The organism is Pseudarthrobacter equi (assembly GCF_900105535.1).
GTDB classification, from domain to species: domain Bacteria; phylum Actinomycetota; class Actinomycetes; order Actinomycetales; family Micrococcaceae; genus Arthrobacter; species Arthrobacter equi.
On the sequence record NZ_LT629779.1, the window covers coordinates 3,452,925 to 3,478,901 of the forward strand.

Consider the following 25,977-nt stretch of genomic DNA (forward strand, 5'->3'; position numbering starts at 1 on the left):
AACCGCGCAGGCCGGAAGCGCCAGCATCAAGCGCCAGGTAAAAGGAGATCCCATGAACCCGGAACCGTCCGGAACAGCCACGTCCCAGGATGCTGCACCCCCGGTCCGTGCCCGCTTCGGCTCCTCCGAGGTTCCGGCCTCCCGGGCCACGCAGGACCGCATCGACATCCCGGAGTTTGCGCCGAACCTCGAGCCCGAGGGGGACATCAGCCCGGACCGTTTCCTGGACCGCGAGCTGAGCTGGCTCAGCTTCAACTCCCGGGTGCTGGAACTGGCTGAGGACCCCACCCTGCACCTGCTGGAACGGGTCAATTTCCTTTCCATCTTCGCCTCGAACCTCGATGAATTCTTCATGGTCCGGGTGGCAGGCCTGAAGCGCCGTATCGCCACCGGCCTGGCGGTCCCTTCCCCGGCCGGCTTGAGCCCGGTGGAAGTGCTGGAACAGATCAGCGCCGAAGCCCACCGGCTCCAGCAGCGGCACGCCCAGGTATACGCCGAACAGATCCGGCCGGCCCTGGCATATGAGCACATCCACCTCATGCACTGGGACGAACTCGACGACGCCGCCCAGCAGCAGCTGAGCGTCATGTTCGCCGAAAAGGTGTTCCCCATCCTCACGCCCCTCGCGGTGGACCCGGCGCACCCGTTCCCTTATATCTCCGGGCTGTCCCTCAACCTGGCCGTGGTGGTCCGGAACCCGGTCAGCGACAAGGAACTGTTCGCCCGCGTCAAGGTGCCGGACCAGCTCCCGCGCCTGATCTCCATCGACGGCCCGCGTGCAGGCGCCGTGGCCGGACGCGTGGCACGTTTCATCGCCCTCGAAGACGTCATCGCCGTCCATTTGGACAAGCTCTTCCCCGGCATGGAAGTCCTGGAGCACCACACCTTCCGCGTCACCCGCAACGAGGACGTGGAGGTTGAGGAGGACGACGCCGAGAACCTCCTCCAGGCCCTGGAGAAGGAACTGCTGCGCCGCCGGTTCGGCCCGCCGGTCCGGCTGGAACTCACCAACGACATCAACCCCAACATCCGGGCGCTGCTGATCCGCGAACTCGGCGTGGAGGAATCCGAGGTCTACTCGGTACCCGCCCCGCTGGACCTCCGCGGCCTTGCAGTCATTGGCGGCATCGACCGCGCCGATCTGCACTACCCCAAGCACGTTCCGCACACCTCCCGGTACCTGAACGAGTCCGAGACGTCCAAGGCCGCCAACGTCTTTGCCGCCATGCGCCGCCGCGACATCCTGCTCCACCACCCGTACGATTCGTTCTCCACGTCCGTTCAGGCTTTCCTGGAGCAGGCCGCGGCGGATCCCAAGGTGCAGGCCATCAAGCAGACGCTGTACCGCACGTCCGGCGACTCCCCCATCGTCGATGCGCTCATCGACGCCGCGGAGGCCGGCAAGCAGGTCCTCGCCCTGGTGGAAATCAAGGCCCGGTTCGATGAACAGGCCAACATCTCCTGGGCCCGTAAGCTGGAACAGGCCGGCGTGCACGTGGTGTACGGCATCGTGGGCCTGAAAACGCACTGCAAGCTGTCCCTGGTGGTCCGCCAGGAAGTGGATGGCCTCCGCCGCTACTGCCACATCGGCACCGGCAACTACCACCCCCGCACTGCGCGGTACTACGAGGACCTCGGCCTCCTGACGTCCAACGAGCAGGTGGGCCAGGACCTGTCCAAGCTGTTCAACCAGCTGTCCGGGTATGCTCCCAAGTCCACGTTCAAGCGGCTGCTGGTGGCTCCCCGTTCCGTGCGCTCCGGGCTGATCGACAGGATTGAAACCGAGATCCGCAACGCCCGGGCCGGCAAGCCGGGCCGCGTGCAGATCAAGGTCAACTCCATGGTTGACGAAGCCATCATCGACTCCCTCTACCGCGCGTCACAGGCCGGCGTGAAGGTGGACGTGGTGGTTCGCGGAATCTGCTCGCTGCGCCCCGGCGTTCCGGGCCTGAGCGAGAACATCACGGTCCGGTCCATCCTGGGCCGGTTCCTGGAGCACTCCCGCGTGTTTGCCTTCGCCAACGGCGGGGAACCCGTGGTGTATATCGGCTCGGCCGACATGATGCACCGCAACCTCGACCGCAGGGTTGAGGCCCTGGTGCAGCTTGCCAGCCCCGATGACGTCACCTACGTCCTCGACCTGCTGCAGCGCTACATGGCACCGGAGACCTCCAGTTGGCACCTGGACAACGACGGCCACTGGATCCGCCACCACCTCGGGGAGGACGGCAAGCCGCTGGAGGACGTCCAGTCCTGGCTGCTCGCCTCGCGCCCCCGGCAGCGCAGCCTGAGCCGGCGTTAGGGATCCGGCGTTGTCGAGCGATGCACTCGTAGAAGACCAGACAGACCATCCGGGGGAACCAGTAGCGGTCACCGCTGCCGGAGCGATCCCCTGGCGGGCCACCCGGGAAGGCCTTGAAGTCCTCCTGATCCACCGCCCCCGCTATGACGACTGGTCCTGGCCAAAAGGCAAGATCGACGTCGGCGAGACGGTACCGGAGTGCGCGGTCCGGGAAGTGCGGGAGGAAATTGGGCTTGATGCCTCTCTGGGCATTCCCCTGCCTCCCATCCACTATCACGTGTCCTCGGGGCTGAAGGTGGTCTATTACTGGGCCGTGAAGGTCAATGGCGCACGCCTCGTACCGGATGGCAAGGAAGTGGACTCCGTCATGTGGTGCAGCCCGGACAAGGCGGCTGCGCTGCTCTCCAACCCTTCGGATACGGCGCCGCTGCAGCACCTTCGCGAGGCGCATGCCCGCGGCGCGCTGGACACCTGGCCGCTGTTGGTTGTCCGCCATGCCAAGGCAAAGCCGCGTTCGTCCTGGACCAAAGCCGAAGGTGAACGGCCGCTGGCTGCCACGGGTATCCGGCAGGCGCAGGCCGTCGGCAGGTTGCTGCAGGCCTGGAAGCCGCCGCGGATAGTCACCAGCCCGTGGCTGCGCTGCGTCGCCACTGTGGCTCCCTACGCGAAGGCCAGCGGTGCGAAGGTCAAGATGGCGGAGGCCCTGACGGAACACCGGCACGAGCGCAGCCCCAAGAAGACGGCCGGCATCATCGAATCGCTTTTCGACAAGCAGCGGCCCGTGGCTGTCTGTACGCACCGCCCGGCCCTGCCCACCGTCCTCGCCCAACTGGCCAAGCACATGCCGGCGCGGCTGGGCAGCCTGCTCCCTTCCGTGGACCCGTTTCTGTCTCCCGGAGAGCTGGTGGTATGCCACGTGGCCTACGCCAAGGGGAACAACGTTGTGGCGGTGGAGCGGTTCAAACCCTTCGACGACTGACGGTACTGGCTGGCCCACCCGGTTGACCTCGCGCCACTTTGTATCAAATACTTGATACAAAGCCGCACGAATTTGGGGGAAGATGTGCCAGGCCTCGACGCCTTAGCGTTCAATACAATGCAGCCGACGGTGATCCTGTTTCCGTTCCTGCTGGCCGCAGGTGTCTACCTGCTGCTCCGGTGGGTCATCTGGCAACCGGGGAATCCCGGGTCAGCGGACACGGCGGCCAAACACGCACTATGGATCGGTGTGATCGGGTGGCTGGTGAGTTCGCTCCAGCCGGCGGCGAAGGCGGGCCTGATCCCTGTTTCCGGCCTGTACCAGGCGCCGTCCGCCGTCGAACTCCTCCCTGTCCTGGCGTGGCCCGTCCTGGGCTGCCTTGCGGTGCACGCCATCGGCCAGCTCAGCTACCCCGGCCCACGGCTTCCCCGCCGGCGGGCGAGCCTCGACGTCCGGCGGATCCGCGATTTCCTTCCGCGGAAACTTGCCTGGACCGTGCTGGCCATCTTCATCACGGCAGCCGGGCAGATCGCGTGGACGGCGAGCCTGCCGGGCTTTGATCCCGTTCCCTATGTCCCGCGGCCCGAGCCGTCCGGCGGCAGCACGTATTACGGCGGCGACGGCCGGGTTCCCGGCATCGACCTTGCCGCCCCTCTGGGTGCCGCGCTGGCAGTCCTGGCAGCCGGAACCTTCGCCGTCCTGGCACTGATCGCCCGCCGGCGGCGGCTGGAATCGCTCACGTCCGAGGACAACGGCCTGCTGCGGACCATCGCGATGAACCGGCTCCTCCGTACCGTGGCCACGGTGGCCTCCGGCCTGGCCGCAATCGCCGGCAACCATACTGCCCTGCCGGACCCCGCCGAAAGCACCGGCACGTGGGCAAGCCCGGCCGCAGCCCTGAACCTCGTGGTCCTGCTGGCCATGTGGTGGTGGGCGCCGCCCAAGCTGTCCCACGGACTGACGGAACGCCGGGCCCGACGGATCCTTGACCCGCAACCGGCTACGAAACTGGTGGTCTCGATCGGGCCGGCCATGGGCTTGGCCGCGCTGCTTCCGCTGGTGGCAGCGGCTGTGATGCCGGGCGTCCTCACCGGCCATCCGGCCCTCTTCGTGGCACTCGCGGCCATCGCCGTCCTGGGTGTAGTGGCCGGCGGCGAGGTCCTCCTGCACCGCAACTACGGCACGGACGGCGAGCCCCGGCACTGGCCCCGCCAGATGGTCTCCCCCGCACTTATCACCACGGTAGTTGCTGCCATGGCCGTCCTGCTCGGCGTCCTGGTCTTCATTGCGATCCGGCAGGCGGCCACGGGCGTACCGTCGGCGTGGCCGGCAACGGCGTGGACCACCGCTGCTGCCATCGGAACCGCCGCCGTGCCCGTTGCCGTGGCACGGCGCCGCCGCAGTATCCCCGGGGCGGTTCCCGGACTGGATGCCGCCCTTCGTGCCATCACGCTGCACAGGGTGGCCCGCACCTTGGCTGCCCTCTTCGCCGCCCAGGCCGGAGCGCTGCTCATGAGCGCAGCACCAGCTCTCCAGCGCTTTTCACCGCCGGGCGCCGACGCCACTTCCGTCCTGTGGCAGATAGCACCGGGAGCCGGAGTGATCCTGGCCGCTGCCGGCGTGGTCATTGCGGTGATCCCGGTCCGCGGAATCACCGCCAAGCCTGCCGCCAAGGCAGCACCCGCACCCGAAACGGTGCCGTGAGCGCCGGAATCACCGTGGACCTGCGGTCCGCCACCCCGCCCTATGAGCAGATCCGGTCACAGATCAGCTCCCTGGTTGCCGTCGGCGCATTGCCGGCTGGAAGCAGGCTGCCCACCGTCCGGAGCCTGGCCGCGGATTTGGGCATCGCTGCCGGCACAGTGGCCAGGGCGTACAAGGAGTTGGAGGCGGCCGGGGTTGTTGAATCACGACGCCGGGGCGGCACCTTCATCGCCTCCGTTCCGGACGGTGCCGGGTACGGCCGCCCGGGTACAGTGCCGCCGGAGGTGACCGCCGCCGTCGAACGCTATGTGGAGGCTGGCCGGAAGGCGGGACTCAGCGACGGGCTGCTGCTGGACCTGGTCCGCGGAAGGCTCGGAAGGGAGCGGACCGATGGACGCTGATCCGCGCCCGCCGTCCCGGCGGATCTGGTTTGTGCCGTCACTGCTGCTCCTGGCGGCCACTGCGGTCCTGGGGGCTTACCTGTACCCGGAAATGCCGGATCCCGTCCCCGTGCATTGGAACGGGGCGGGTATCCCGGACAGGTTCGCCGGAAAGTCAGTTCTTGCCGTCTTTTCGCCGCTGCTGATCGGTACCGGCGTGGTGGCGTTCCTGTGGCTGCTGTACCGGTTCCTTCCCGCCATGGCCACCAAAGGCGCGCAGGATCCGGCCCGGGCCGCTCTCGAGGTCCGCGCGGGCAAGGACGTCCTGGCCAAGCTGGCGCCGGCATTGGCCATCCTCTTCTGCTGGCTGTGCACCACGGGCTGGCTCGGACTGGCAAGCCCCTGGACCATCTGGCCGCCGATGCTCGTCCTGATGGGCTTCACCCTGTGGCTGGTGGTCCGCGCCATCCGCGCGGTCTCCGTTCCGCCGGCTCCGCCCCGGTAGACTGGGACGGTGAGCATCCCCACGCCTTATGAAGACCTTCTGCGCGACGTCCTGGCCCAGGGCACGCACAAATCCGACCGTACGGGCACCGGAACCACCAGCGTTTTCGGCCGCCAGATCCGCTTCGACCTGGCCGAAGGTTTCCCGCTCATCACCACCAAGCGGGTCCACTTCAAGTCCGTGGCAGTGGAGCTGTTGTGGTTCCTGCGCGGCGAAACCAACGTGAAGTGGATGCAGGACCAGGGCGTCACCATCTGGAACGAATGGGCTGACGAGGACGGCGACCTTGGCCCGGTGTACGGCGTGCAGTGGCGCAGCTGGCCTACCCCGGACGGCGGCCACATCGACCAGATCGCCGAGCTCGTGGAGAACCTCAAGGCCAATCCGGACTCCCGCCGCCACATCGTCTCGGCCTGGAACGTCTCCGAGCTCAACGACATGGCGCTGCCGCCGTGCCATGCGTTCTTCCAGTTCTATGTTGCCGACGGCAAGCTCTCCTGCCAGCTGTACCAGCGCTCGGCGGACATGTTCCTGGGCGTCCCGTTCAACATCGCCTCCTATGCCCTGCTCACGTACATGCTGGCACAGCAGGTGGGCCTGGAGCCCGGCGAATTCGTGTGGACCGGTGGCGACGTCCACATTTACGAGAACCACATGGACCAGGTCCTCAAGCAGCTCGAACGGGAGCCGTACGAGTACCCGCAGTTGAAGATCAACAGGAAGCCCGCCTCGATCTTCGATTACACGCTGGAAGACTTCGAGGTGGTCGGTTACAAGCACCACCCCACCATTAAGGCGCCGATTGCCGTATGAGCACCGAGAATTCCACCGATCCCCAGTCCTTCACCGAGGAACTTGCCGCCTCCATCACGGGCGTTGGCCTGGTCTGGGCCCAGACACCGGACGGCGTCATCGGCAAGGACGGGGACATGCCCTGGCACCTGCCGGAGGACCTTCGTCACTTCACCCGGCTGACCACCGGGCACCCGGTCATCATGGGCCGCAAGACTTGGCTGTCCTTCCCGGAGAAGTACCGGCCGCTGCCCGGGCGGACCAACATCGTCATCACCCGGCAGAAAAGCTGGGCCGATACGCCCGAGGCGGAGGGCGCCGTCGTGGTCCCCTCGCTGGATGACGCGCTGCTCGAGTCCCAGTTCGTCGACGGCGGCGACACCGTCTGGATCCTTGGCGGCGGCGAGATTTTCCGCCAGTCGACGGAGCTCGCCAACGTTGCGGTGGTCACCACCATCGACGTGGAGGCCGACGGCGATACGTACGCTCCGGAGCTCGGCACCAGTTGGGAGGCCAGCTCCTCCCTCCCGCCGGACGGATGGCTGACCGGCGCCAACGGCACGCGCTACCGATTCACCAAATGGTCACGGACCGAAAGCTAGGACGATGCTGAAGAAACCCGAAACCCTGTTCGTCCTGGGGTACATGCTCCTCCCGCTCCTGGCGCTGCTGTCCGCGATTGTTGGGCTCACCATGATCCTGGGCGGCAACAAGATCGCCGGCGCCATCGTGCTGGTAGTGGTGACGCAGGCCTTCGCCTTTGGCGCATTCTTCGCCCTGCGCGCCCGTAAAACCGCCATGCTGGAAGAGTCCGACCGGGGCTGACTGTTGCGGCTGCCGGCCGCGGAAAACCGCTTCAGGTCCGGGCCGCCGTCGTTCTCCGCTGCAGCCTGGCGGCAGTGACGTAACCGACTGCGCCCTTCCGGTTGCGAAGTCTAAACTGTACGAATGACTACAGCAGCTACCCCTTCCGTCGGCCTGGTCGGATGGCGCGGCATGGTGGGCTCCGTCCTCATGCAGCGCATGCAGGACGAGGGCGACTTCGCCAACATCAACCCGGTGTTTTTCTCCACGTCCAACGCGGGCGGTGCCGCCCCCACGCTTGCTGGTTCAGCAGGGGGGAGCGCCGGCAAGCTCGAGGACGCGTTTGATCTCGACACCCTGGCGAAGCTGCCCATTATTGTCACCGCCCAGGGCGGGGACTACACCAAGCAGGTCCACGGCGAACTGCGCGGCCGCGGCTGGGACGGCCTCTGGATCGACGCCGCCTCCACGCTGCGCATGAATGACGATTCGATCATCGTGCTTGACCCAATCAACCGCGATGTGATCGACAAGGGCCTGGTCAACGGCACCAAGGACTTCATCGGCGGCAACTGCACGGTCTCCTGCATGCTCATGGGCCTCGGCGGACTCTTCAAGAACGGCCTCGTCGAGTGGGGCACGTCCATGACCTACCAGGCTGCCTCCGGCGGCGGCGCCCGCCACATGCGCGAGCTCCTCAGCCAGTTCGGCACGCTCAACGCCGAGGTCAGCACCGAACTGGACGACCCCGCGTCCGCCATCCTCGAGATCGACCGCAAGGTGCTGGCCCACCAGCGCAGTGACATCGACGCCACCCAGTTCGGCGTCCCGCTTGCCGGCTCCCTGATCCCCTGGATCGACGCGGACCTGGGCAACGGGCAGTCCAAGGAAGAGTGGAAGGCCGGGGTTGAGACCAACAAGATCCTGGGCACCGCCGAGGACAACCACGTGATCATGGACGGCCTCTGCGTCCGGATCGGTGCCATGCGCTCCCACTCGCAGGCACTGACGCTGAAGCTCCGCGAAGACCTCTCCGTGGCCGAGATTGAAAAGCTGCTGGCCGAGGACAACGAGTGGGCCAAGGTGGTTCCCAACACCAAGGAAGCCTCCATGGCCGACCTCACGCCCGTAGCCGCTTCCGGCACCCTGGACATCCCGGTGGGACGTATCCGCAAGATGGAGATGGGCCCCAACTACATCAGCGCCTTCACCGTGGGCGACCAGCTCCTCTGGGGCGCCGCCGAGCCGCTGCGCCGCATGCTGAAGATCGCCACCGGCAACCTCTAAGCATCCCAGCTGCTTCACGAGCGGCCCTGACCCGCATGACCGTTGCTGCCCGGCACCGGTCATGCGGGGCGGGGCCGCTTCTGCGTTCCGGGGTGCTGTCCCAGGAATTCCAGAAGCCGCCTCCGAAGCTCCTCGGGGCGGTCCAAGTGCTTCCATCGCAGCCTGAAGACCCGCCATCCGGCCTCAGTGAGTGCAGTTTCCCGCAATCTCTCCGCCACCAGCACATCGTCGGTGGGTTTGTAGTCGAAGTACTTGGCGGCGCCGTCGAACTCGATGACAACCTTTGCCTCAGCATCTGCGAAGTCCGCTCGAAAGAAACCTTCGGGGGTGGGTATTTCAACCTGCGGCGTAAACCTGTCCAGCCCGAATGAGTACAGGAGCAACCTGGTCCGCGTCTCCCCCGCCGATTCAGAACGGGCATCCAAAACGTCCAGCAGCTCGGCGGCCCTGCGGCTCCCACGCTTCACGGTGCCGTCGTCCAGCAAACGCCGCATGCCCTCCAACGACGCACCCTTGCGCAGGGCGTGGTCACCGATGACGGCAGCCTTGGCGCGGGGAAGGATCCGCGCGCAATCCAGGACCGTCCGTTCGAGGCCGGTGGTCAGGATGCCGCGGCCATCTGGCCTCCAGAGGGTAGCCAGATCGCCTGCTGCGAGCGGGAGCCGGTGGGTCCGGACATCCACGCCCGCGCTGGTCCGCGAATTTGAGTACTGCGTTGTCACGTGAACCGCGGACCCGGTGTTCCACACATCGCAGCCGTGCAGCAAGGCGGCGCTGACATGTGTGTAGCGGGCCACACCTCCCGTGGATTCATAGTGCGCCATAATCATCAGCCAGTCCTGGTTCCAGGGTTTGAGCGTGTTCCAGTAAGAGCGCCGGACATAGGCACCCCGCCGCAGCCGGAGGATCACGCCAGCCTTCACCGCCTCCGCCACCATCCGGCTTTCCAATCCGGCCTCCGCCAGTTGCCCGGTGGAGACCACCGGTCCTCCTGGCCACCGTCCTTCCACCAAGGCAGCGATTTTATCGGGATGCATACTGCCAGCATGGGCAACCAGCACTCCAGATGGCAGCCGGCAGCCCGCCTATGTGGACAGTCATCACCACGAGCGGCCATGGCCCGCATAACCGTTGCTGCCTGGCACCCGTTATGCGGGTGGGGGCCGGTTATGCGGGTGGGCACCGGTCATGCGGGGCGGGGCCGCTTCTGCGTTCCGGTGGCGTCAGCCGGCCAGGAAGGCCTCGTACCGGCGGGCGGCCTTAGCCAGGGCTGCCTGCGCTGCCGGACCCGGCGGCCGGATCCCGTCGAAGAATTCGGGTACGACGGCGGCAGCACGGCCAGTGCCTTCACGGGCCCAGGTGCCCACCACCTCCCCTGCCGCCACCACAGTCTTCTTGAAGACCCCGTTGCCGCCGGGAACGATGCTGTTGAAGTGCTCCGGTGCCAGCACCAGGCTGCGGTCCTGGTAGCCGAGCACGAACTCGTCGAAGCCGGGCAGCAGCAGGACCGACCTGGCTCCCGGGACCCCGCTGTCCAGCAGTGAAGCCGTCTCCGGCGACATCCAATAGCCCACGCCGCCGAACTCAACCTCCACTACCTGGCTGCGGATGGATTCGAGCGCGGCCCTGGCCTCGGTCAGCGGGATCTGCGTCCACCAGGCGAAGTCCCGCACCGTTGCGGGCCCGTGGCTTCGGATGTAGCGCAGCAGGAACTCCGCCACCGCTTCCGCCCGGTCCAGTCGCCGTGACACGGGAATCCATTCGTCGAAGGCGACCAGCAGCTGCTGGTTTCCCGCCAGTGGCCCCTGCACCAGCCAGCCGTGCCGGCACAACGTGCCCAGGATGTGGATGCCCCGCTGGCCCGTCGTTGGCTGGCCGGCGGCATCGAACTCCTTGAACAGGTCGGTACGGCTGACAGGACCGCCCGCAGCGATCCGGGCCAGCGCCACATCCCGGCTCGCCTCGATATCGGCCCAGCGGATGGCCAGTTCACGATGCCTCGCGGCGATGCTCCTGGTGAGGCGATCAGCAGTGAGGTCCAGCATCCAGCCGAGGTCCTCGGGGGCCACAAGGTGCAGCGTTCCGCGCATGGGCCAGGAGCGGACGATCGCGCCGGCATCAAGGGCGGCCCGGACATCGCCCAGGCCCAAACCCGGGTGCCGCACGCCCACGGCCCACAGCGACGCCTGCAGGTCCTGCGCCTGCATCGCCGTCATCCACCGCACCACGTCCGCCGCCGAGCCTGTTCCTGCGCCTGTACCGAGTCCGGCAGCTGTGAGCCCCTGGGACGCCAGCCGGAGCCGGCCCATGACGTTGCGGCTCAGCCGCACGGCGGTTGGTGACATTGCTTCATCCTAGGTGCCGCACCCCTTGGCGCCTACGCCGGTTAGGGTGGAACCATGACTTTGGGGAGTTTGTGGCTGTTGCTTGCGCGTAAAACCAGGATGTGGATGATCGGCGGGACGCTCAGCGTCCTGGCCGGGACGGCGCTGGGAGGCCTTTCCCTCACCAGGTTCCTGGGCAGCGGACAGTCCGAACCACGGATCCTGCTTCCCTCATTGGCCCTGAGCCTGGGCGGAGGTTACGCGGTCCTCTTTCCCGGCCTCGGCACGGGCTGCCAGGGCGTACGGATCCGCCGGGACTGGCGCCGCCACCCGATGACCGGACGGGTGCTCTGGGTCCTGTCCCTGGCGGTCGCCACCGCAGGCCTGGCCACGTGCATCGTGGCCGGGATGGTGAGCCCGCTGGCCCCAGGGCAGCTGGTATGGATCTTCATGGGGATCTACCTGGCCCTGGCCGGGTGGGCCTCAGCCATCATGGGTGCGGCGGCATCCCTGCGGCAGGACACGGCAGGCACCCCAGCGTCCGCCGAAGAAGAAGTTACAGTTCCAGGCCTATAAGCAGCGGCTCGGGGTGCAGCCGGACGCCAAAGCGGCGTTCGACGCCGGCACGCACCTCGCGTGCCACGGCCACCACATCGGAGGCATCTGCGCCGCCGCGGTTGGTGATGGCCAGCGTGTGCTTGGTGGACAGCGAAGCCCGTCCCCCGGACACGCTGTCCGGTTCGAGCCCGAAGCCCTTGCCGAAGCCTGCCTGGTCAATCAGCCACGCAGCGGAAAGCTTAACCATTCCGTCCTGGCCGGCAGGGTACCGCGGCGCGTTCTCCGGCAGCGAGGCAGCTTCGGACTCAGGGACAATCGGGTTGGTGAAGAACGAACCCGTCGAATAGGTGTCCCGGTCCGCAGGATCAAGGACCATGCCCTTGGAGGCCCGCAGCCGCAGCACTTCCCGGCGCACATCGTTCGAGTAGGCCCGCTTGCCCGCTTCCACGCCGAGGGACCGCGCCAGCTCGGCGTACCGGATGGGGGCGCTCATCCGGCCCAGCGGGAGCTGGAATTCGACAGTCAGCACCACGTACCGGGGCGACCCGTTCACCGTGGTCTGCTTCAGGATGGAGTCCCGGTAGCCGAACTTCAGCTCGGAGTTGGTGAAGGTCTGCACGGCGTTCCGCTCGCGGTCCCAGGTCCGGACCGCGGCTATGGTCTGCGAGACGTCGGCGCCATAGGCACCCACGTTCTGGACCGGCGTCGCGCCCGTTGACCCCGGGATCCCGGACAGCGCCTCAATCCCCGACCACGCGTGGCGGACAGCGTAATCCACCAGCTGGTCCCAGTTGTGCCCGGCCTGGACCACCACGGCCACGCCGCCGCAGGAGTCTTCCGCGTTGACCGTGAAGCCCTCAGAGGCGATCTTCACCACCGTTCCGGGGTACCCGTCATCGGAAATCAGGAGGTTGGAGCCGCCCGCGATGATCAACACCTGTTCCCCGGCCGCATCCGCGGTGCGGACGGCATCGATGATCTCAGCCTCGGTCCGCGCCTCGATGTACTTGCCGGCGGGGCCACCAACGGCGGAGGTGGTCAGGGAAGAAAGCAGGGTGGAAGTCACCAGAACACCTTACTAGGCAATCCCTGCGGGCTTCCGGGCCACCGGCGAAAGGAAGAAGCTGACGGCCAGCATCACCATGACGGCCAGCAGCGAATGCAGGATGCCCACATGCTCGGCCAGCAGGCCCAGCAGCGGCGGTCCGCACAGGAACGCGCCGTAGCCGATGGTGGAGACTACGGAGACCCTGGCGGCGGCTTTGGCGGGGTCGTCGGCCGCGGCGGACATGCCCACGGGGAACCCCAGCGAGGCACCGAGCCCCCAGATGGCGAGGCCAATGAAGGCGAGCCACGGCACCGGCGCGAAGACGAACAGTCCCAGCCCCAGGACCGCCAGCGCAGCGCACCAGCGCATCACCGGGACCCTGCCGTAGCGGTCCAGGACAAGGGTTCCGGCGAACCGGCCGATGGTCATGAACGTGACGAACAGCCCGTACCCGGCGGCTCCGGCGGCGTCGCTTTGCCCGTGCCCGTCCGCCAGCGCGAGGGCCACCCAGTCCCCCGCCGCACCTTCGGCCAGGGCCAGGCCCAGCACCAGGACACCCAGGAGAAGCGTCCTCCGGTCGCGCCAGGCCTGGGCGATCTTGCGTTTGTTGTCGAGTGGGGCCTCCCCTTCACCGGCGGTGATGAGGGGAATGGGCCCGGTAGTGGGGTCCTCGAAGTGGTCAGGGGTGTAGGTCCGCTCCCCCGCGACCGGGGTGATGTCCGCCCGGAACCAGGACGCCGCGGTCGCCACCGATACGGCGACCACCAGGCCTGCCGCGCCGAGGTGCCAGGCCACCGGAAGGGATACCGCGGCTGCGGCAGCCCCCAGGCCCGCACCCGCAACGGTCCCCAGGCTGAAGGCACCGTGCAGCCGGGGCATGATGTGCCGGCCCACCGCCCGTTCCACGGCAGCGCCCTCCACGTTCGAGGCGGTGTTCCAGCTTCCGGTGCCCAGCCCGATAACGGCCAGCCCCGCCGCGGTGACCACGGGACTGGCAAACACGGAGGTGCCCAGGCCGGCGAGCAGCAGGCCGAAGCCCACCATGATGCTGCCGGTCCGGATGGTCTGCTTGGAGCCCAGCCGGAGCACGATCAGCCCCGAGGCAGACACCGACGCAAACGAGCCCAGGGTCAGGCAGAGCAGCAGGACGCCCACGTTGCCCGGGGTCAGGTCCAGGGCGTCACGGATGGCCGGTAGCCGGGACACCCAGGACGCGAAGGCGAGGCCGCTGGCGCCGTAGGCCACTACGACGGCGTTGCGCCAGTGGGTGACGTTGGCCGCTGTGGCTTGTGGTTCTGCCGTTTTGTTCAAGGAGGTTCCGCTAGGAGAGCTTGACGACGGCCTGGGCCTTCATCAGGACCTTTTGCCCGGCCGCGGTGACGGTGAGGTCCACGCGGGCGGTGCCCGCCTCGGCGTCGAGCTTTCCGATGGTTCCGCTGACCTCAATGGTGGCGCCGGGCTCGGCGGTGCCGGTGGTGTCGGTGACCAGGACGGGCTTGGTGAAGCGGGTCTGGAAATCGACGACGGCCGCCGGGTCGCCTGCCCAGTCGGTCACCAGCTGGACGGCCGAGCCCATGGTGAACATGCCGTGGGCGATGACGCCGGGCAGTTCGACGCCGGTGGCGAAGGCCTCGTTCCAGTGGATGGGGTTGAAGTCGCCGGAGGCGCCTGCGTACTTGACCAGGTCCGTGCGGGTGACCTCGACGGTGCGGCTGCCGATCTCCTGGCCGGCTGCAAGCTCGGTGATGCTGGGGCTCATGGTTACTGTCCCTCTCCGCGGACCAGGATGGATGACGTGGTGGTGGTGACCTGCTCGCGGGCGTCACCGTCGCCGACGGCGAAGATTTCGGAGCGGGTGGTGATCATGGCGCCACCGCCCATGGCGCGGACGCCGTCCACGTGCAGTTCGGCCACGAGCCGGTCGCCGGCGAAGATGGGACGGTGGTGGATGAAGCGCTGGTCTGCGTGGACCACGCGGGAGAAGTCGATGCCCGCTTCCGGATCCTCAATGAGCTGGGCGTCGGCGCGCTGGGCGATGATGATGGCGAAGGTGGGCGGTGCCACGAGGTCGCGGTGGCCCAGTGCCGTGGCGGCGTCCACGTCGAAGTGTGCGGGATGGGTAGCCTTGACCGCCCGGGCGAACTCGCGGATCTTCTCGCGGCCGACGTCGTACACCTCTGCGGCAGGGTAGCTCCGGCCCTGCAGATCCGGATTGATAGTCATGGCCTCAAGCCTATCGTCCGCGTGATGGCGGGCCGAAAACGGGGCGGTCCCCGGCGGCGCTGCTAGCGGCGGAGGTTCTTGCGGATCGACTGGCCGCGGACCACCATGCCCACCACGTGCAGGACCAGGCCCAGGCCGATCAGCGGCAGGGATGCCATCGCCAGGCCCTGGTTGCCGCTGGTGTTGCCCACGAGGTTCAGGATGATGCCGACGGCGATCAGGCCCATGGCGCTGAAGACCATGACTTTGTAGGAGGTTGGCGCGGTGGCCCAGAATTCGTTCAGCACCGTCCAAGTCTACCGGGGTTGCCTTGCCCGGACTGCCAGGGCCTACTCTCGCGCAGGTCCTAGAACAGCGCCTCCTGCACGGCCGGCACTGCCGAGGCGAAGTCTCCCGGTTCGATGGTCCGGGCCGTCAGGTGCGAGAGGTTCACCACGAACAGCGACTCGGTGCCGTCCAGCCGGGCCAGGACGTTTGCCCCGCTGATGGCTGCGACAGTAAAGCCGTGCTCCCCGCCGTCCAGTGGATGGGGATAGGCGTGGCGGGCCGCCGGGCCGTAGGCGGCGTCCGCCTGGCCGGGACGCACCCACGTTTCGTCAACCACGGTGAAGCCGCCGACGGCGGTGCGGGCCAGCAGGTGCCGCACGTCGCCTGCATGGCGGCTGCTGATGGCGTCCAGGTCTCCTGCGGCCAGTGGCTGCAGGAGCGCTTCGGTTTTAGCACTGGAGCGCACCAGCTGGGTCAGCGCCAGCTCGGCCGTGACCAGGTCCTCCAGGACCCGGACCACCCGGCCGTCGTCCGCCCGTGCCACGTAGCGGGCCACTGTGGCGCCCTGCTCGGCCAGCCTGTTCCACTTGCGGGGGCCGGAGGCAGTACCCACCTTGGTGGCGCCTCCGGCGAAGGTGGCCACGTAGAGCCAGTGCTCCTGCATCAGGTAGTCGCGGAGTCCGGGAGTCACGCGGCCGCCGCGGTGGAAGTCGTGGATCAGTCGAGATTCGTCCAGGACGAAGCAGCGGTCGCATTGCCGTCCCCTGGCGGCCGGGGCCGCTGCCTTGCAGAGGATGTGGTCGCGTCGGGTGGACGAGTGGACCACCAGGTGCCCCAGGCAGGACTTGGCCGGCCCTGCCACCCGAAAACCGAGCCGTGCGCCGGGACGGAGGCTCAGCTCCCGGAAATCCCCGGACGGTGACTGGAGGCGCAGGACCGGGGCACCGCCGTCGTCCGCTGCCGTAGCGGCCGGCGGACCATCCCAAAAGACCCCGTGGACCAGATAACGGGTATCGGTCACGGGGTCTCCTGAAAGGCTGGGGGCGGGCGCTACAGCGCGGGCTGCACCCCAAAGGCTACAGCCAGCTTCATGATCTTTTCGGCGCGGCCCAGGCGGGGCAGGTCCGAGCCGTCGCGGATGACGCGGCCGTTGGCTTCGAAGTCGGCCATGAAGTCGGTGGCCCAAGCGACGTCCGACGGCGTGGGGCTGATGACCTCGTTGATCACGGGGGTCTGGTCGATGGCCAGGCACAGCTTGCCGGTCATGCCCATCATCACGGTTATGCCGGTCTGCTCTCGCAGGATGGGGTGGTTGGTGCCCACGGTGGGGCCGTCGATGGGGCCCGGCAGGTTGCCGACGCGGCTGGCGACGACGAGCTTGGCGCGCGGGTAGGCCATGGCTTCGGGGGTGGCAGCCATGCCGGTGTCGCGGCGGAAGTCACCGGAACCGAAGGCCAGGCGGAAGGCGCCCTGGGCCTTGGCGATGTTGTTGGCTTCTTCGATGCCGACGGCGGACTCCACCAGGGGAATAACCGGGGTCTTGCCGTCCATGCGGTGGAAGCTTTCGGTGACCTGGTCCGCGGATTCGGTCTTGGCGAGCATGACGCCCAGCAGGCCGGGGGTGCCGCGGAGGCCGGCAAGGTCATCTGCCCAGAACGGGCTGGTGGCGTCATTGATGCGGACCCAGGCCTGGCCGCCACGGGTCAGCCAGTCCACCACGTTGCCCCGCGCCGTGTCCTTCTGGGACGGGTCCACGGCGTCTTCGATGTCAAGGATGATCGAATCTGCGCGTGAGACGGCGGACTGGTCGAAGAGCTCGGTCTTCATGGCGTTCACGAGGAGCCAGGAGCGGGCGATCTCTGCGGGGATGTTGCGTTCAGGCCGTACGGTCTCTGCGGCGGTGGTAGACGTCATGGCTTCTACAGTATCTGCCCCGCCACCGGCACGCGGAAGAAATGGGCTCCGGTGTGAGGATCAATACGAACTAAACGGGTTGTGACTGCGTTCCGGTTGCCCGTCCCGGCAGCGTCCGCCCGCCGCCTGAGCCTCCCGGGTGATCCGGACGAGCCGGGTCAGCCGGGCGGCGTCAGCCTGGTCAGCCGGGTCAGCCGCCCAGGCGCAGGGCTGCCACGATGCTGATAACGAGGCCAACGAACGCGAGCACGCCCACCAGGAACATCGCAGCCCCGGGATTGCCGAAGTTCAGGGTCCAGCCGAGGCCGAACCGGCGCGGCACCATGAGTGCGGGGTCGTCACGGTTGACGTAAACCAAGCCGCCGCGCCAGAACCTGTCGTCATCCACGTGCGTCAGGCCTGTATCCGGTTCCCCCTCATCCGGCACGCGGTTGTTCCGCGCCAGCACAATGGCAGCAACAGTGACTCCGGCCAGGACCGGAAGTACGACGGCGAGCGGTGCCCAGGTACTGACGGTGCCCGTCCACATCAGCAGCGAGGAGAAGAGCATTCCGAGGTCGATCATGGCCACCAGTCCCAGCAGGGCTTTGACGCTCTGCGCCGTGTACCGGCGGTGCCAGCGGACGGAGGAGACCGGGTATGCGGGGTCAATATCCGGGCGGCTCCGATGGACTGCTGCTGCCACGACTGCCAGCAGCGCCGTCAGGCCGCACTGCACGAACACCAGCGAGAACGCGCTGCCGACCGACTTGGCGGCAAGCCGGTCCGGCACGCCGTCCGCGCCATAATGCACGGCGAGCAGGCCCGGCATCGATGGATAGCGCAGAACACCGATTAGCAGGGTGGCGGCCGTGATCGCGAGCGCCGGGACCAGCCAGGGCCAAGGGAAGGGCACCCGCGCCGGCTGCGCTTCCAGCCCGTCTTCAGACGGCGCCCCTGCCCCCGGGCCGGCATCCGCTGCTGCGGCTTGCCGGACGCCCTCGAACCACCCCCCGGCGGCCTTGACGGCGCGGATTGCGTGGTTGGCCAGGACAAAGCAGGCGTACCACGTCCCGACGAGGACCAGGACGGACAACGGCAGCAGCAGCGCCTCTCCGCTGGCGGCAGAGACGGCAGCCGTTGCCGCAGCCACAACCACTGCGCTGGCCAGCACCCGCTTGCGGTAGGTGCGGATCTGCCCCACGATCACTGGATCAGCGGCGTAGCGGGACGGCACCCGGACCCCGAACGGCACCGTGGCACTGTTGATGGCCGGCAGGGCGAGGGCGAGGACGGTCACCATGGCCAGCAGCGCTGACGTCAGGATGATGGCGACGGTCACGGCATGTCCTTTCTCCTTCCAGTTGTAGAAGAAATGTCCGCCAAAAGGAATGCCCTGCCAAAGACCCTTGACCTGTTACTTGTTTTTTGCAAGTGTTACTTGCATCACCCCAAGTGCCTACGAAAGAAGACCATCATGACTTCCATGTTCGTCAACCTGCCGGTCACCGACCTGGACCGCGCCAAGGCGTTCTACACGGCCATCGGATTCACCATCAACCCGCTCTTCACGGACCACAATGCTGCCTGCGTGGTTGTTGAAGAGGACCACAGCTACTTCATGATCCTTGTGCGCGACTTCTTCCAGACCTTCACCGACCGGCCCATCGGAGACCCGGCCGCCGCAGTGTCCGTCTCAACGGCAATCTTCCTGGACGACAGGGAAGCCGTGGACACGGCGGTCGCCGCAGGCCTGGCCGCGGGCGGCTCCGAGGACCACCCGGCCACGGACCTCGGCTTCATGTACCAGCGCCAGCTCACGGACCCTGACGGCAACGTCCTGGAGTTCGGCTACATGCACCCCGCTGCGGCCGAACAGGGCCCCCAGGCTTTCGTAAACCAGCAGTCCTAAGGCCAATGGCGGCACGGGACTATGGCCAGTACTGCGGCGTCACACGGGCCCTTGAGCTCGTGGGCGAACGCTGGGCCCTGCTCATCGTGCGCGACCTTCTGGTGGGGCCGCGCCGCTACGGTGAACTCGCCGCGGGTCTTCCGCGGATTCCGAGCAATATCCTGGCGGCGCGGCTCAAGGAACTGCAGGCGGCCGGGATCATCCGCCGGGTACCACACTCGCGCGTCATTGTGTACGAACTGACGGCGTACGGCAGCGAGCTTGAGCCCCTGGTGCTGGCCCTCGGCGCCTGGGGGTTCAAGGCGATGGGCGAGCCCCGGGAGGACCAGGTCATCACCCCCGATTCAATGACCATGGCGCTGCGCACGGCATTCCGTCCGGAGGTGGCTGCCGGCTTGCCCCCAACCTCCTACGCCGCAGATTTCGGCCCGGCCGCCCTGCTGATCCGGGTGGACGGCCGCACTCTTGGAGTGGAACGCGGGGACGGCCCTGCCGACCTGGCTTTCTCTGCCGGGCCCGATGTTCGCCGGCTCATTTCCGGCGAGCTGACGCCGGGCCGCGCCATCATCACCGGCGCGGTCAAGGTGCTGGCCGGCCGCGGCCACCTCCTGGAGCGCTTCGCCAGCACCTTCCACCTGGCCGCCTAGCCTCCCAGGCAATGTCCGGACTGCCGTCCCCCGGCAGCTCAGGGGATGTTGCTCGCCCGCGCGGTGACCCACAGCCGGTACCAGTCGGCGCGGGTCAGGGCTTTGGCAACGCGGGCTGCGTCCGCGCACGCCCTGATGCGGCCGGGGTTAACGGTGCCAATCACCGGCGCGATACCCGCAGGGTGCTTCATCAGCCACCCCAAAAGGACCGACTCGCCGGACGTGCCGTGTTCGGCTGCCAGCTCAGCGACGAGGTCCGCGGTAGCGGCTTGGGACGATGTCGGACTGTCAGAATCAGCTCCGGTGTAGAGACCCCGCGCCAGCGACCCGTAGGCCTGAAGCGTGATGTTGTTGCGCGTGCAGTACTCCAGTGTGCCGTGCGGAAAGCTGTAGTCCAGGTGCTCGGCGTGATTGACCAGTACCTGGCTTTCGAGCCAGGCCCGCTTGAGCAGGCTCATCTCCAACTGGTTGGCCACCACGGGCGTCTCCAACCGGTCCTGCAGCACCTCAATCTGCGCCGCGGACATGTTCGAAACGCCCAGTTGCCGCACCTTTCCTTCGGCCATGAGCTGCCCGACGGCGGAGGCCACCTCGGCGGGGTCAGCCAACGGATCCGGCCGGTGCAGCAGGAGGATGTCCACGTAGTCTGTCCGGAGCCGTGCCAGGCTGGCGTTCACGCGTTCCAGGATGGCGTCCCGGCTGAGGTCGTAGTGCGTCTGCAGGCCGCGTTCGTTCAGCCTGATGCCGCACTTTGTCTGGAGGCGGATCCGCCCGCGAAGGCCCGGGGTGGAGGCGAGCACCTCGCCAAAGACGGCCTCGGACTTGCCGCTGCGGTAAATGTCGGCATGGTCGAACAGGGTGATGCCCGCGTCCAGGGCGGCCTGGACGGCAGCTGCTGCCTCGTCCACATGGCCGGGGCCATGCGGTTCGTCGGTCCAGCTGCCACCCAGGCCCATGCACCCGTAAATGAGTTCCTGCATCAGGAATTCGCGTCCGGCCGGCCGGCAACCATCGTCAGCGCAGCCATGCGGTGGTGTTGGCCGGCAGCTTTCCGTCTTCCAGCGGCGCGCTGCTGACCAGGACGTCACCGGCGGGAAGCGCCACGGCCGTGTTCCCGAAGTTGGTCACGGACTGCCAGCCGTTGGGGCGCTTGAAGTGCAGGATGTCCGGGGTGCCGCTGTCCACCCATTCGAGTTCCTCGCCGGTCTGCAGTTCCCTGCGGAGCTTCAGGGCCTTGCGGTAGAGCTCCAGGGTGGAGCCGTCCGTACCGTCCTGCGCTTCCACGGCGTACTTGCTGAACCAGCCAGGCTGGGGCAGGTGGGAGCCGCCCTCACCAAACCCGAACGACGTGCCCTCAACCTTCCACGGCAGCGGCACGCGGCAGCCGTCACGGCCGATTTCCACGCCCTTGTTGCGGAAGAAGGACGGGTCCTGGCGCTCCGACTCGGGGATCTCAGCCACTTCCTGCAGGCCGAGTTCCTCGCCCTGGTAGAGGTATGCGGAACCGGGGACGGCGAGCATCAGCAGCGTTGCCGCCCGGGCACGGCGTTCGCCCAGTTCAACGTCCAGCTGATCGGCGGGGGCGCCGGCCAGCAGCCAGTCCTTGCCGTCCTGGCCCTTCGCGCCGGCCTTGGTCTTCGCGATCTGCGGCAGCCCGTAGCGGGTGGCATGCCGGACCACGTCGTGGTTGGAGAAGACCCACGTGGAGGAGGCCCCGGTGGCGGCGGCTTCGGCGAGGTTGCGGGTGATGATTTCCCGGTACTCGGCGGCGTCGAAGTCGGACTGCAGCAGGTCGAAGTTGAAGGCCTGGCCCAACCCCTGCGGGCTGGCATAGCGGGCCCGGCGGCTGGCGTGCACCCAGGCTTCGGCAACGGCAGTGCGCGGCGGGTTGTACTCGTTGAAGACCTCGCGCCATTCCGTGTAGACCTCGTGGACTTCGTCGCGGTCCCAGAACGGGTGCGTGCCGTCGTCGAATCCGTCCACGCCGGTGCTGGCGGCACTGAGCTCCAGCTTGGACAGCAGCGGCTCGGTGAGGTCCTTGGTGAGCGCATGCGCCACGTCGACCCGGAAGCCGTCCACGCCGCGGTCGGACCAGAAACGGAGGGTCTTCAGGAAGTCGTCACGGATTTCGCGGTTGGCCCAGTTCAGGTCCGGCTGTTCCTTGGCAAAGATGTGCATGTACCACTGCCCCGGCGTACCGTCCGGTTCGGTGATCCGTTCCCACGCAGGGCCGCCGAAGACCGAGTCCCAGTCCGACGGCGGGAACTCGCCGTTGGGGCCCTTGCCGTCGCGGAAGATGTACCTGTCGCGGGCCGGGGATCCCTTGGGCGCGGCGAGCGCCTCCCGGAACCACTCATGCCGGTTGGACGAGTGGTTGGGGACGATGTCGGCAATCAGCTTGATCCCGGCCTCGTGCAGGGCCTTGGCCATGGCGTCGAAGTCCTCGAGCGTGCCCAGCTTGGGGTCCACGTCGCGGTAGTCGTCCACGTCGTAGCCACCATCCGCGAGTGCCGACGGGTAGAAGGGGCTCAGCCAGACGGCGTCGATGCCCAGCGTCTTCAGGTACGGGACCTTGGCCGTGATGCCCTTCAGGTCGCCGATGCCGTCGCCGTTCGAATCGGCAAAGCTGCGGGGGTAGATCTGGTAGACGGAGGCCTGTCGCCACCAGTTCGGATCGGACAGGCGATCGGAGTCGGACAGGGTTGCCAGGGTGGCGGTGGTGGACAAGGAGGGATCCTTTTCTGCTGGTCGCGGCGTTTTTATATTGGATCTAAATTTACTTGCCTAAGTATTATCTGGTGCTTTGCACCGGGAGGTCAACAGTGCTGGCCGGGGACCGTTGGTGGTTCCGGCGCTGCCGTCCGGGTCACTCGGGCATGATCATGGTCCGCAGGTCCAGCTGGCGGAGCACCCGGTCCGCCACTTCGGGGTCCATGTCAGGTTCGCTCCGCGCGGCCACCACTTCCTGCCGGGCGGCGTCCAGCGCGATGGTCTGGACCGCGATGGCCAGTTCCCGGCCACGTTGGCGTTTCTCCGGCAGGGACTCGTTCCGGAGGCTGCCGTCCAGGAGTTCGGCCTGCAGCCGCTTCATCCTCTCCTTGACCAGTTCCACTTTTTCGGGCGGGAGGTCCTTCATGAGGTCGTGGCCCTTGAGTGCTGCAACGGCGGCACCTTGGGCGCGCTTGGCCAGCAGCCGTGCGGCATCGCGTTCCTCCGACCCGTCGCCGGTGGCCTTCAGGACCCGCATCAGCCACGGCAGGGTCAGCCCGGGCAGGACCAGGGTGGCGAGCAGGACGGCGCAGGCGATGACCAGCAGATAGTCCCGTCCCGGGAACGGGCTCCCGTCCGCCAGGGTCACCGGCAAAGCCAGGGCGAGGGCCAGCGTTGCCAGGCCGCGCATGCCGCACCACGTCAGGATGACCACTTCCTTCAGGGACGTGGGCTGCAGCAGGTTCCGCCGTTTCCGGGCTCCGAGGGCCAGCACGGCCAGCCACAGGAACCGCACGCCGAACACCAGCACGCAGACCACCAGGGCCACGCCGATCATGCCGAAGATTGCCGTTCCCTCGTCCCTGATCACGTGCCGGATTTCCAGGCCCACCAGCCCGAAGGCCAGCCCGGTGACCAGGAGCTCCACCACGTCCCAGAAGGCGTTGCGGGTAACCCTCTCGGCGGCGTCCTGCGGCCGGGAGTGCCTCTGCATCTCCAGGGCGGTGACCACCACGGCGATCACGCCCGAAGCATGCACCTCCTCGGCCAGGATGTATGCCGCGAAAGGCACCACCAGCGTGATGGCACTGCGTGCCACCATCGAGTTCACCAACCGGTACGCGAGGGCAATGACCCAGCCCATGGCGACGCCGACCACCACGGCAAGTGCCGCGCCCACCACGAACTTCAGGACGACGTCGGCCTCCACTTTGGTGCCGCCCACGGCCGCCGCGACGGCCGCCTGGAAGATGACGATGGCCGCGGCGTCGTTGAACAGCCCCTCGCTTTGCAGGACGGTAGTGAGCCTGCGCGGCATGTGCACGCGGCTCGCCACGGATTCGACGGCCACCGGGTCCGGCGGTGCCACCATGGCGCCCAGTGCGATGGCGGCGGGGATGCCGATCCCGGGGATCATGAGCCACGCGGCGCCTGCCACCGTTGCCGTGGTGATGACCACCAGCGCCACGGCCAGCATGATCAGCGTCCGCCACCGGACCCGGAACACGGCCCAGGAGCTCCGCTGGGCCGTGGCGAAGAGCAACGGCGGCAGGAAGATCGGCAGGATCAGTTCCGGCTCTATTTCGAGGTCCGGGAATCCCGGAATGAAGGTCAGCGCCACCGCCAGGAGCAGCATCAGGACCGGATACGGCAGGCGCAGCCTGTCCCCCAGCCCCACAGCTACAACGGTGGCCAGGAGGAGCCCAATAATCAGTGCCAGCTGGTCCATCTGCTGCGGTTCCGCTTAGGCCTGCGGCTCCAGCGCTGCCGCCACCGGAAGCGACCCGTCACGGAATTCGATGGTCCGGCCCGCGGTTTCGGGCAGGTCCAGCACCGCTGCGGCAACAATAGCGGTATTGGCACGGGACGTTTCTCCGCCGCCTTCCTTGGGCGGGTTGACGTCGATGCGCCCTGAGCCCGGCTTCTCCGTCAGGGAACCCGGGCCAAGGATGGTCCACGCCAGGTCCGTGCCGCGCAGGTACTCGTCCGCGTCCGCCTTGGCTTCGGCGTAGGCGTAGAAGCTGTTGGCCTCAGGCACCCCGTGGTCCTTGCCGGCGCCCAGGTAGGACACCATCACGTACCGGTTGACGCCTGCCTGCGCTGCGGCATCCATGGAGCGGATGGCCGCGTCCCGGTCCACGGCGTAGGTGCGGTCCGGGTTGCCGCCGCCGGCTCCGGCCGACCACACCACGGCGTCGTGGCCCTGCAGCGCTTCGGCGATGGCCGGCGTCGGGGCGTTTTCAATGTCCAGGACCGACGGCGTGGCACCGGTTGCCGTGACGTCGGCGGCGTGGTCCGGGTTGCGGATGAACGAGGTGACGCTGTGGCCTTCCCCGGTGAGGAGGGTGGACAAGTGCAGGGCCACTTTGCCGTGGCCGCCAATGATTGCGATTCGGGTCATGGACCCATTCTGCCCCCTAGCTGCAGTTCCCACTGAGGCTGCGGTAGCGGAGGTACATCACACCGTTTCCGAACCGGCGCTCCTCGAGGAGTTCGAGGTTGAGCTCCAGGCCTTCCGGGAAGAAGCGCAGCCCGCCGCCCACCACCACCGGGCTGACGAACACCTGGCACTCGTCCACCAGCCCTGCGGAGAGTGCCGCCACCGCGATGGTGGCACCGCCGATGCCGATGGTCCCATCCGCGCCGTCCTTGAGCTTCTGCACGGCGTCAGGATCGAACCGGCGTTCGATCCTGGTCCGCGGGGTGGCAGGGCGTTCCAGCGTGGTGGAGTAGACGATCTTGTCTGCAGCGCGCCAGATCCGGGAGTAGTCCTGGATCACCGGCGGCTCATCCGAAGGCGGAGCGCCAAAGGTTTCCCAGGCAGACATCACCTCGTACATCCGCCGCCCGTACAGGTAGGTGCCGGCGTCCCGTTCGAGGTCGTTGACGAACGCGTGGACTTCCTCGTCCGGGGCGCTCCAGTCGAAGTTGCCGTTCCGGTCCGCGAGGTAGCCGTCCAGCGAAATGAGGCCCGAGTAGATGAGCTGCGCCATGCCCTATGCCTTTCTTGTACCGGAGGACGGAAGCGGCGAGAGGAGGGCGGCCTGCAGCCCGGGGCTGAGCCCCTCCGGCACGTCCAGGTCCACGTTCAGGGCCAGCAGGGCACGGCTGAAGAAGTTCCGGGCGGCCGCAGCCAGTGTGATGTCGGCGATTTCTCGGTCGCTGAAGCCAAGGTCACGAAGCCGCTGCGCATCTGGATCCGCCATGCCTGCAGCGTCGGTGCTCAGCTTCACGGCGTAATCCATCATGGCCACCTCACTGGCCGGCAGCCCGGCCTGATGGAAGTCCCGGGCGATCGCCGCGAGCTCCTCCTCCCCCATGATGGTGAGGGTCTTCTTGCCGTGCGCCAGACGGCAGTGGGAGGACCCCAGGGCCTGGGCTGCGGCGAGCGTGACCAGTTCGTAGCGGCGCAGCCCCAGGGACGAGCTGATGGCCCGTGTGAGCGCCTCCCAGGCCAGGTAAGCCTCAGGGTTCAGGCTCATGGCCTTCGTGTGGCTGGGGACGTGCCCCAGCGTGCGGATGTCGTCGCTGTAAATCCCTGCCTGCAGACCGTCCGCTTCGGCTTCGGGGATCATGCGGAGGATGGTCATGGCTGGTCCTCGGGGGCAGGGCGATGGCTGACGCGCCCATTGTTGTCCGGGTG

28 protein-coding genes are annotated in these 25,977 nt (G+C 67.6%); 12 read left to right on the forward strand and 16 right to left on the reverse strand.

Annotated features, from left to right (window positions below):
- The first annotated feature begins 52 nt into the window (after positions 1-52).
- The 9 genes from BLT71_RS15670 to asd all read left to right on the forward strand — a co-directional run bounded on the left by BLT71_RS15670 (position 53) and on the right by asd (position 8,753).
- The gene (locus tag BLT71_RS15670; protein WP_091722041.1) at positions 53-2,302 is read left to right on the forward strand and encodes an RNA degradosome polyphosphate kinase; all 2,250 of its coding nucleotides are present in this window, start codon (positions 53-55) and stop codon (positions 2,300-2,302) included.
- Positions 2,303-2,312: 10 nt separating this feature from the next.
- Entirely contained in the window at positions 2,313-3,281 is a 969-nt protein-coding gene (locus BLT71_RS15675; RefSeq protein ID WP_091722044.1) for an NUDIX hydrolase, read from the forward strand.
- 129 nt (positions 3,282-3,410) lie between these two features.
- A complete protein-coding gene (locus BLT71_RS15680) occupies positions 3,411-4,985 on the forward strand; it encodes a hypothetical protein (protein ID WP_231994310.1) in 1,575 nt (524 codons plus the stop codon).
- Positions 4,982-5,386 carry a GntR family transcriptional regulator gene (locus BLT71_RS15685; RefSeq protein WP_091722049.1) on the forward strand — a complete coding sequence of 135 codons (405 nt, stop codon included), beginning with the start codon at positions 4,982-4,984 and terminating at the stop codon, positions 5,384-5,386. The genes BLT71_RS15680 and BLT71_RS15685 overlap by 4 nt, the downstream gene beginning before the upstream one ends.
- The gene (locus BLT71_RS15690) at positions 5,376-5,870 is read left to right on the forward strand and encodes a DUF1648 domain-containing protein (RefSeq protein ID WP_157693481.1); all 495 of its coding nucleotides are present in this window, start codon (positions 5,376-5,378) and stop codon (positions 5,868-5,870) included. The genes BLT71_RS15685 and BLT71_RS15690 overlap by 11 nt, the downstream gene beginning before the upstream one ends.
- A gap of 9 nt (positions 5,871-5,879) precedes the next feature.
- Positions 5,880-6,683, forward strand: coding sequence for a thymidylate synthase (locus tag BLT71_RS15695; RefSeq protein WP_015937891.1), 804 nt, complete (start codon positions 5,880-5,882; stop codon positions 6,681-6,683).
- Positions 6,680-7,264: a dihydrofolate reductase gene (locus BLT71_RS15700; protein ID WP_091722054.1), complete on the forward strand. Its 585-nt coding sequence runs from the start codon at positions 6,680-6,682 to the stop codon at positions 7,262-7,264. The genes BLT71_RS15695 and BLT71_RS15700 overlap by 4 nt, the downstream gene beginning before the upstream one ends.
- A gap of 4 nt (positions 7,265-7,268) precedes the next feature.
- Entirely contained in the window at positions 7,269-7,487 is a 219-nt protein-coding gene (locus BLT71_RS15705) for an NF038396 family protein (protein ID WP_091722056.1), read from the forward strand.
- A 123-nt stretch (positions 7,488-7,610) separates the two neighbouring features.
- Complete coding sequence (asd, locus tag BLT71_RS15710; RefSeq protein WP_091722059.1) at positions 7,611-8,753, forward strand: aspartate-semialdehyde dehydrogenase; 1,143 nt, start codon at positions 7,611-7,613, stop codon at positions 8,751-8,753.
- 59 nt (positions 8,754-8,812) lie between these two features.
- On the opposite strand, the gene BLT71_RS15715 is transcribed toward asd, so the two are convergent.
- The gene (locus BLT71_RS15715) at positions 8,813-9,790 is read right to left on the reverse strand and encodes a type IV toxin-antitoxin system AbiEi family antitoxin domain-containing protein (RefSeq protein ID WP_091722062.1); all 978 of its coding nucleotides are present in this window, start codon (positions 9,788-9,790) and stop codon (positions 8,813-8,815) included.
- A 186-nt stretch (positions 9,791-9,976) separates the two neighbouring features.
- On the reverse strand, positions 9,977-11,098 hold the full coding sequence (locus tag BLT71_RS15720) for a winged helix DNA-binding domain-containing protein (RefSeq protein ID WP_091722065.1): 1,122 nt from the start codon (positions 11,096-11,098) through the stop codon (positions 9,977-9,979).
- A gap of 54 nt (positions 11,099-11,152) precedes the next feature.
- Between BLT71_RS15720 and BLT71_RS15725 the strand changes: the two genes are divergently transcribed.
- Positions 11,153-11,653, forward strand: a complete 501-nt coding sequence (locus BLT71_RS15725) for a hypothetical protein (RefSeq protein WP_157693482.1) — start codon at positions 11,153-11,155, stop codon at positions 11,651-11,653.
- On the opposite strand, the gene BLT71_RS15730 is transcribed toward BLT71_RS15725, so the two are convergent.
- The 8 genes from BLT71_RS15730 to BLT71_RS15765 all read right to left on the reverse strand — a co-directional run bounded on the left by BLT71_RS15730 (position 11,634) and on the right by BLT71_RS15765 (position 18,408).
- Complete coding sequence (locus tag BLT71_RS15730) at positions 11,634-12,701, reverse strand: UDP-N-acetylmuramate dehydrogenase (protein ID WP_091722070.1); 1,068 nt, start codon at positions 12,699-12,701, stop codon at positions 11,634-11,636. The two genes, BLT71_RS15725 and BLT71_RS15730, sit on opposite strands and share 20 nt — an antisense overlap.
- 12 nt (positions 12,702-12,713) lie before the next feature.
- Entirely contained in the window at positions 12,714-13,994 is a 1,281-nt protein-coding gene (locus BLT71_RS15735; protein WP_091722073.1) for an MFS transporter, read from the reverse strand.
- A 10-nt stretch (positions 13,995-14,004) separates the two neighbouring features.
- A complete protein-coding gene (locus BLT71_RS15740; RefSeq protein WP_091722075.1) occupies positions 14,005-14,442 on the reverse strand; it encodes a MaoC family dehydratase in 438 nt (145 codons plus the stop codon).
- A 2-nt stretch (positions 14,443-14,444) separates the two neighbouring features.
- Positions 14,445-14,906, reverse strand: a complete 462-nt coding sequence (locus tag BLT71_RS15745) for an FAS1-like dehydratase domain-containing protein (protein ID WP_091722078.1) — start codon at positions 14,904-14,906, stop codon at positions 14,445-14,447.
- A gap of 62 nt (positions 14,907-14,968) precedes the next feature.
- On the reverse strand, positions 14,969-15,193 hold the full coding sequence (locus BLT71_RS15750) for a DUF3188 domain-containing protein (RefSeq protein WP_045729544.1): 225 nt from the start codon (positions 15,191-15,193) through the stop codon (positions 14,969-14,971).
- Between the two features lie 59 nt (positions 15,194-15,252).
- Positions 15,253-16,194 carry a DUF2797 domain-containing protein gene (locus tag BLT71_RS15755; protein WP_091722081.1) on the reverse strand — a complete coding sequence of 314 codons (942 nt, stop codon included), beginning with the start codon at positions 16,192-16,194 and terminating at the stop codon, positions 15,253-15,255.
- 29 nt (positions 16,195-16,223) lie between these two features.
- Positions 16,224-17,087, reverse strand: coding sequence for an HpcH/HpaI aldolase/citrate lyase family protein (locus BLT71_RS15760; protein ID WP_056075502.1), 864 nt, complete (start codon positions 17,085-17,087; stop codon positions 16,224-16,226).
- 190 nt (positions 17,088-17,277) lie between these two features.
- Positions 17,278-18,408, reverse strand: coding sequence for a DUF1648 domain-containing protein (locus tag BLT71_RS15765; protein WP_091722083.1), 1,131 nt, complete (start codon positions 18,406-18,408; stop codon positions 17,278-17,280).
- A gap of 135 nt (positions 18,409-18,543) precedes the next feature.
- On the opposite strand from BLT71_RS15765, the gene BLT71_RS15770 reads away from it, so the two are divergent.
- Together BLT71_RS15770 and BLT71_RS15775 are read left to right on the forward strand one after the other, a co-directional pair.
- Positions 18,544-18,978 (forward strand): VOC family protein, encoded by a 435-nt coding sequence (locus BLT71_RS15770; RefSeq protein WP_091722086.1) that lies wholly within the window; start codon positions 18,544-18,546, stop codon positions 18,976-18,978.
- 5 nt (positions 18,979-18,983) lie between these two features.
- Positions 18,984-19,625, forward strand: coding sequence for a winged helix-turn-helix transcriptional regulator (locus BLT71_RS15775; protein ID WP_091722089.1), 642 nt, complete (start codon positions 18,984-18,986; stop codon positions 19,623-19,625).
- Between the two features lie 38 nt (positions 19,626-19,663).
- Here BLT71_RS15775 and BLT71_RS15780 read toward each other — a convergent pair whose 3' ends face one another.
- From BLT71_RS15780 to BLT71_RS15805, 6 genes are all read right to left on the reverse strand, one after another.
- Positions 19,664-20,605, reverse strand: coding sequence for an aldo/keto reductase (locus BLT71_RS15780; RefSeq protein WP_091722091.1), 942 nt, complete (start codon positions 20,603-20,605; stop codon positions 19,664-19,666).
- Between the two features lie 34 nt (positions 20,606-20,639).
- Positions 20,640-22,352, reverse strand: a complete 1,713-nt coding sequence (locus BLT71_RS15785) for a glycoside hydrolase family 13 protein (RefSeq protein WP_091722093.1) — start codon at positions 22,350-22,352, stop codon at positions 20,640-20,642.
- 139 nt (positions 22,353-22,491) lie between these two features.
- Positions 22,492-24,063 (reverse strand): Na+/H+ antiporter, encoded by a 1,572-nt coding sequence (locus tag BLT71_RS15790; protein WP_091722095.1) that lies wholly within the window; start codon positions 24,061-24,063, stop codon positions 22,492-22,494.
- A 15-nt stretch (positions 24,064-24,078) separates the two neighbouring features.
- A complete protein-coding gene (locus BLT71_RS15795; RefSeq protein ID WP_091722098.1) occupies positions 24,079-24,735 on the reverse strand; it encodes an SDR family oxidoreductase in 657 nt (218 codons plus the stop codon).
- A gap of 16 nt (positions 24,736-24,751) precedes the next feature.
- Positions 24,752-25,327 carry a dihydrofolate reductase family protein gene (locus BLT71_RS15800; protein ID WP_091722101.1) on the reverse strand — a complete coding sequence of 192 codons (576 nt, stop codon included), beginning with the start codon at positions 25,325-25,327 and terminating at the stop codon, positions 24,752-24,754.
- Between the two features lie 3 nt (positions 25,328-25,330).
- The gene (locus tag BLT71_RS15805; RefSeq protein WP_091722104.1) at positions 25,331-25,924 is read right to left on the reverse strand and encodes a carboxymuconolactone decarboxylase family protein; all 594 of its coding nucleotides are present in this window, start codon (positions 25,922-25,924) and stop codon (positions 25,331-25,333) included.
- Positions 25,925-25,977: the final 53 nt, after the last annotated feature.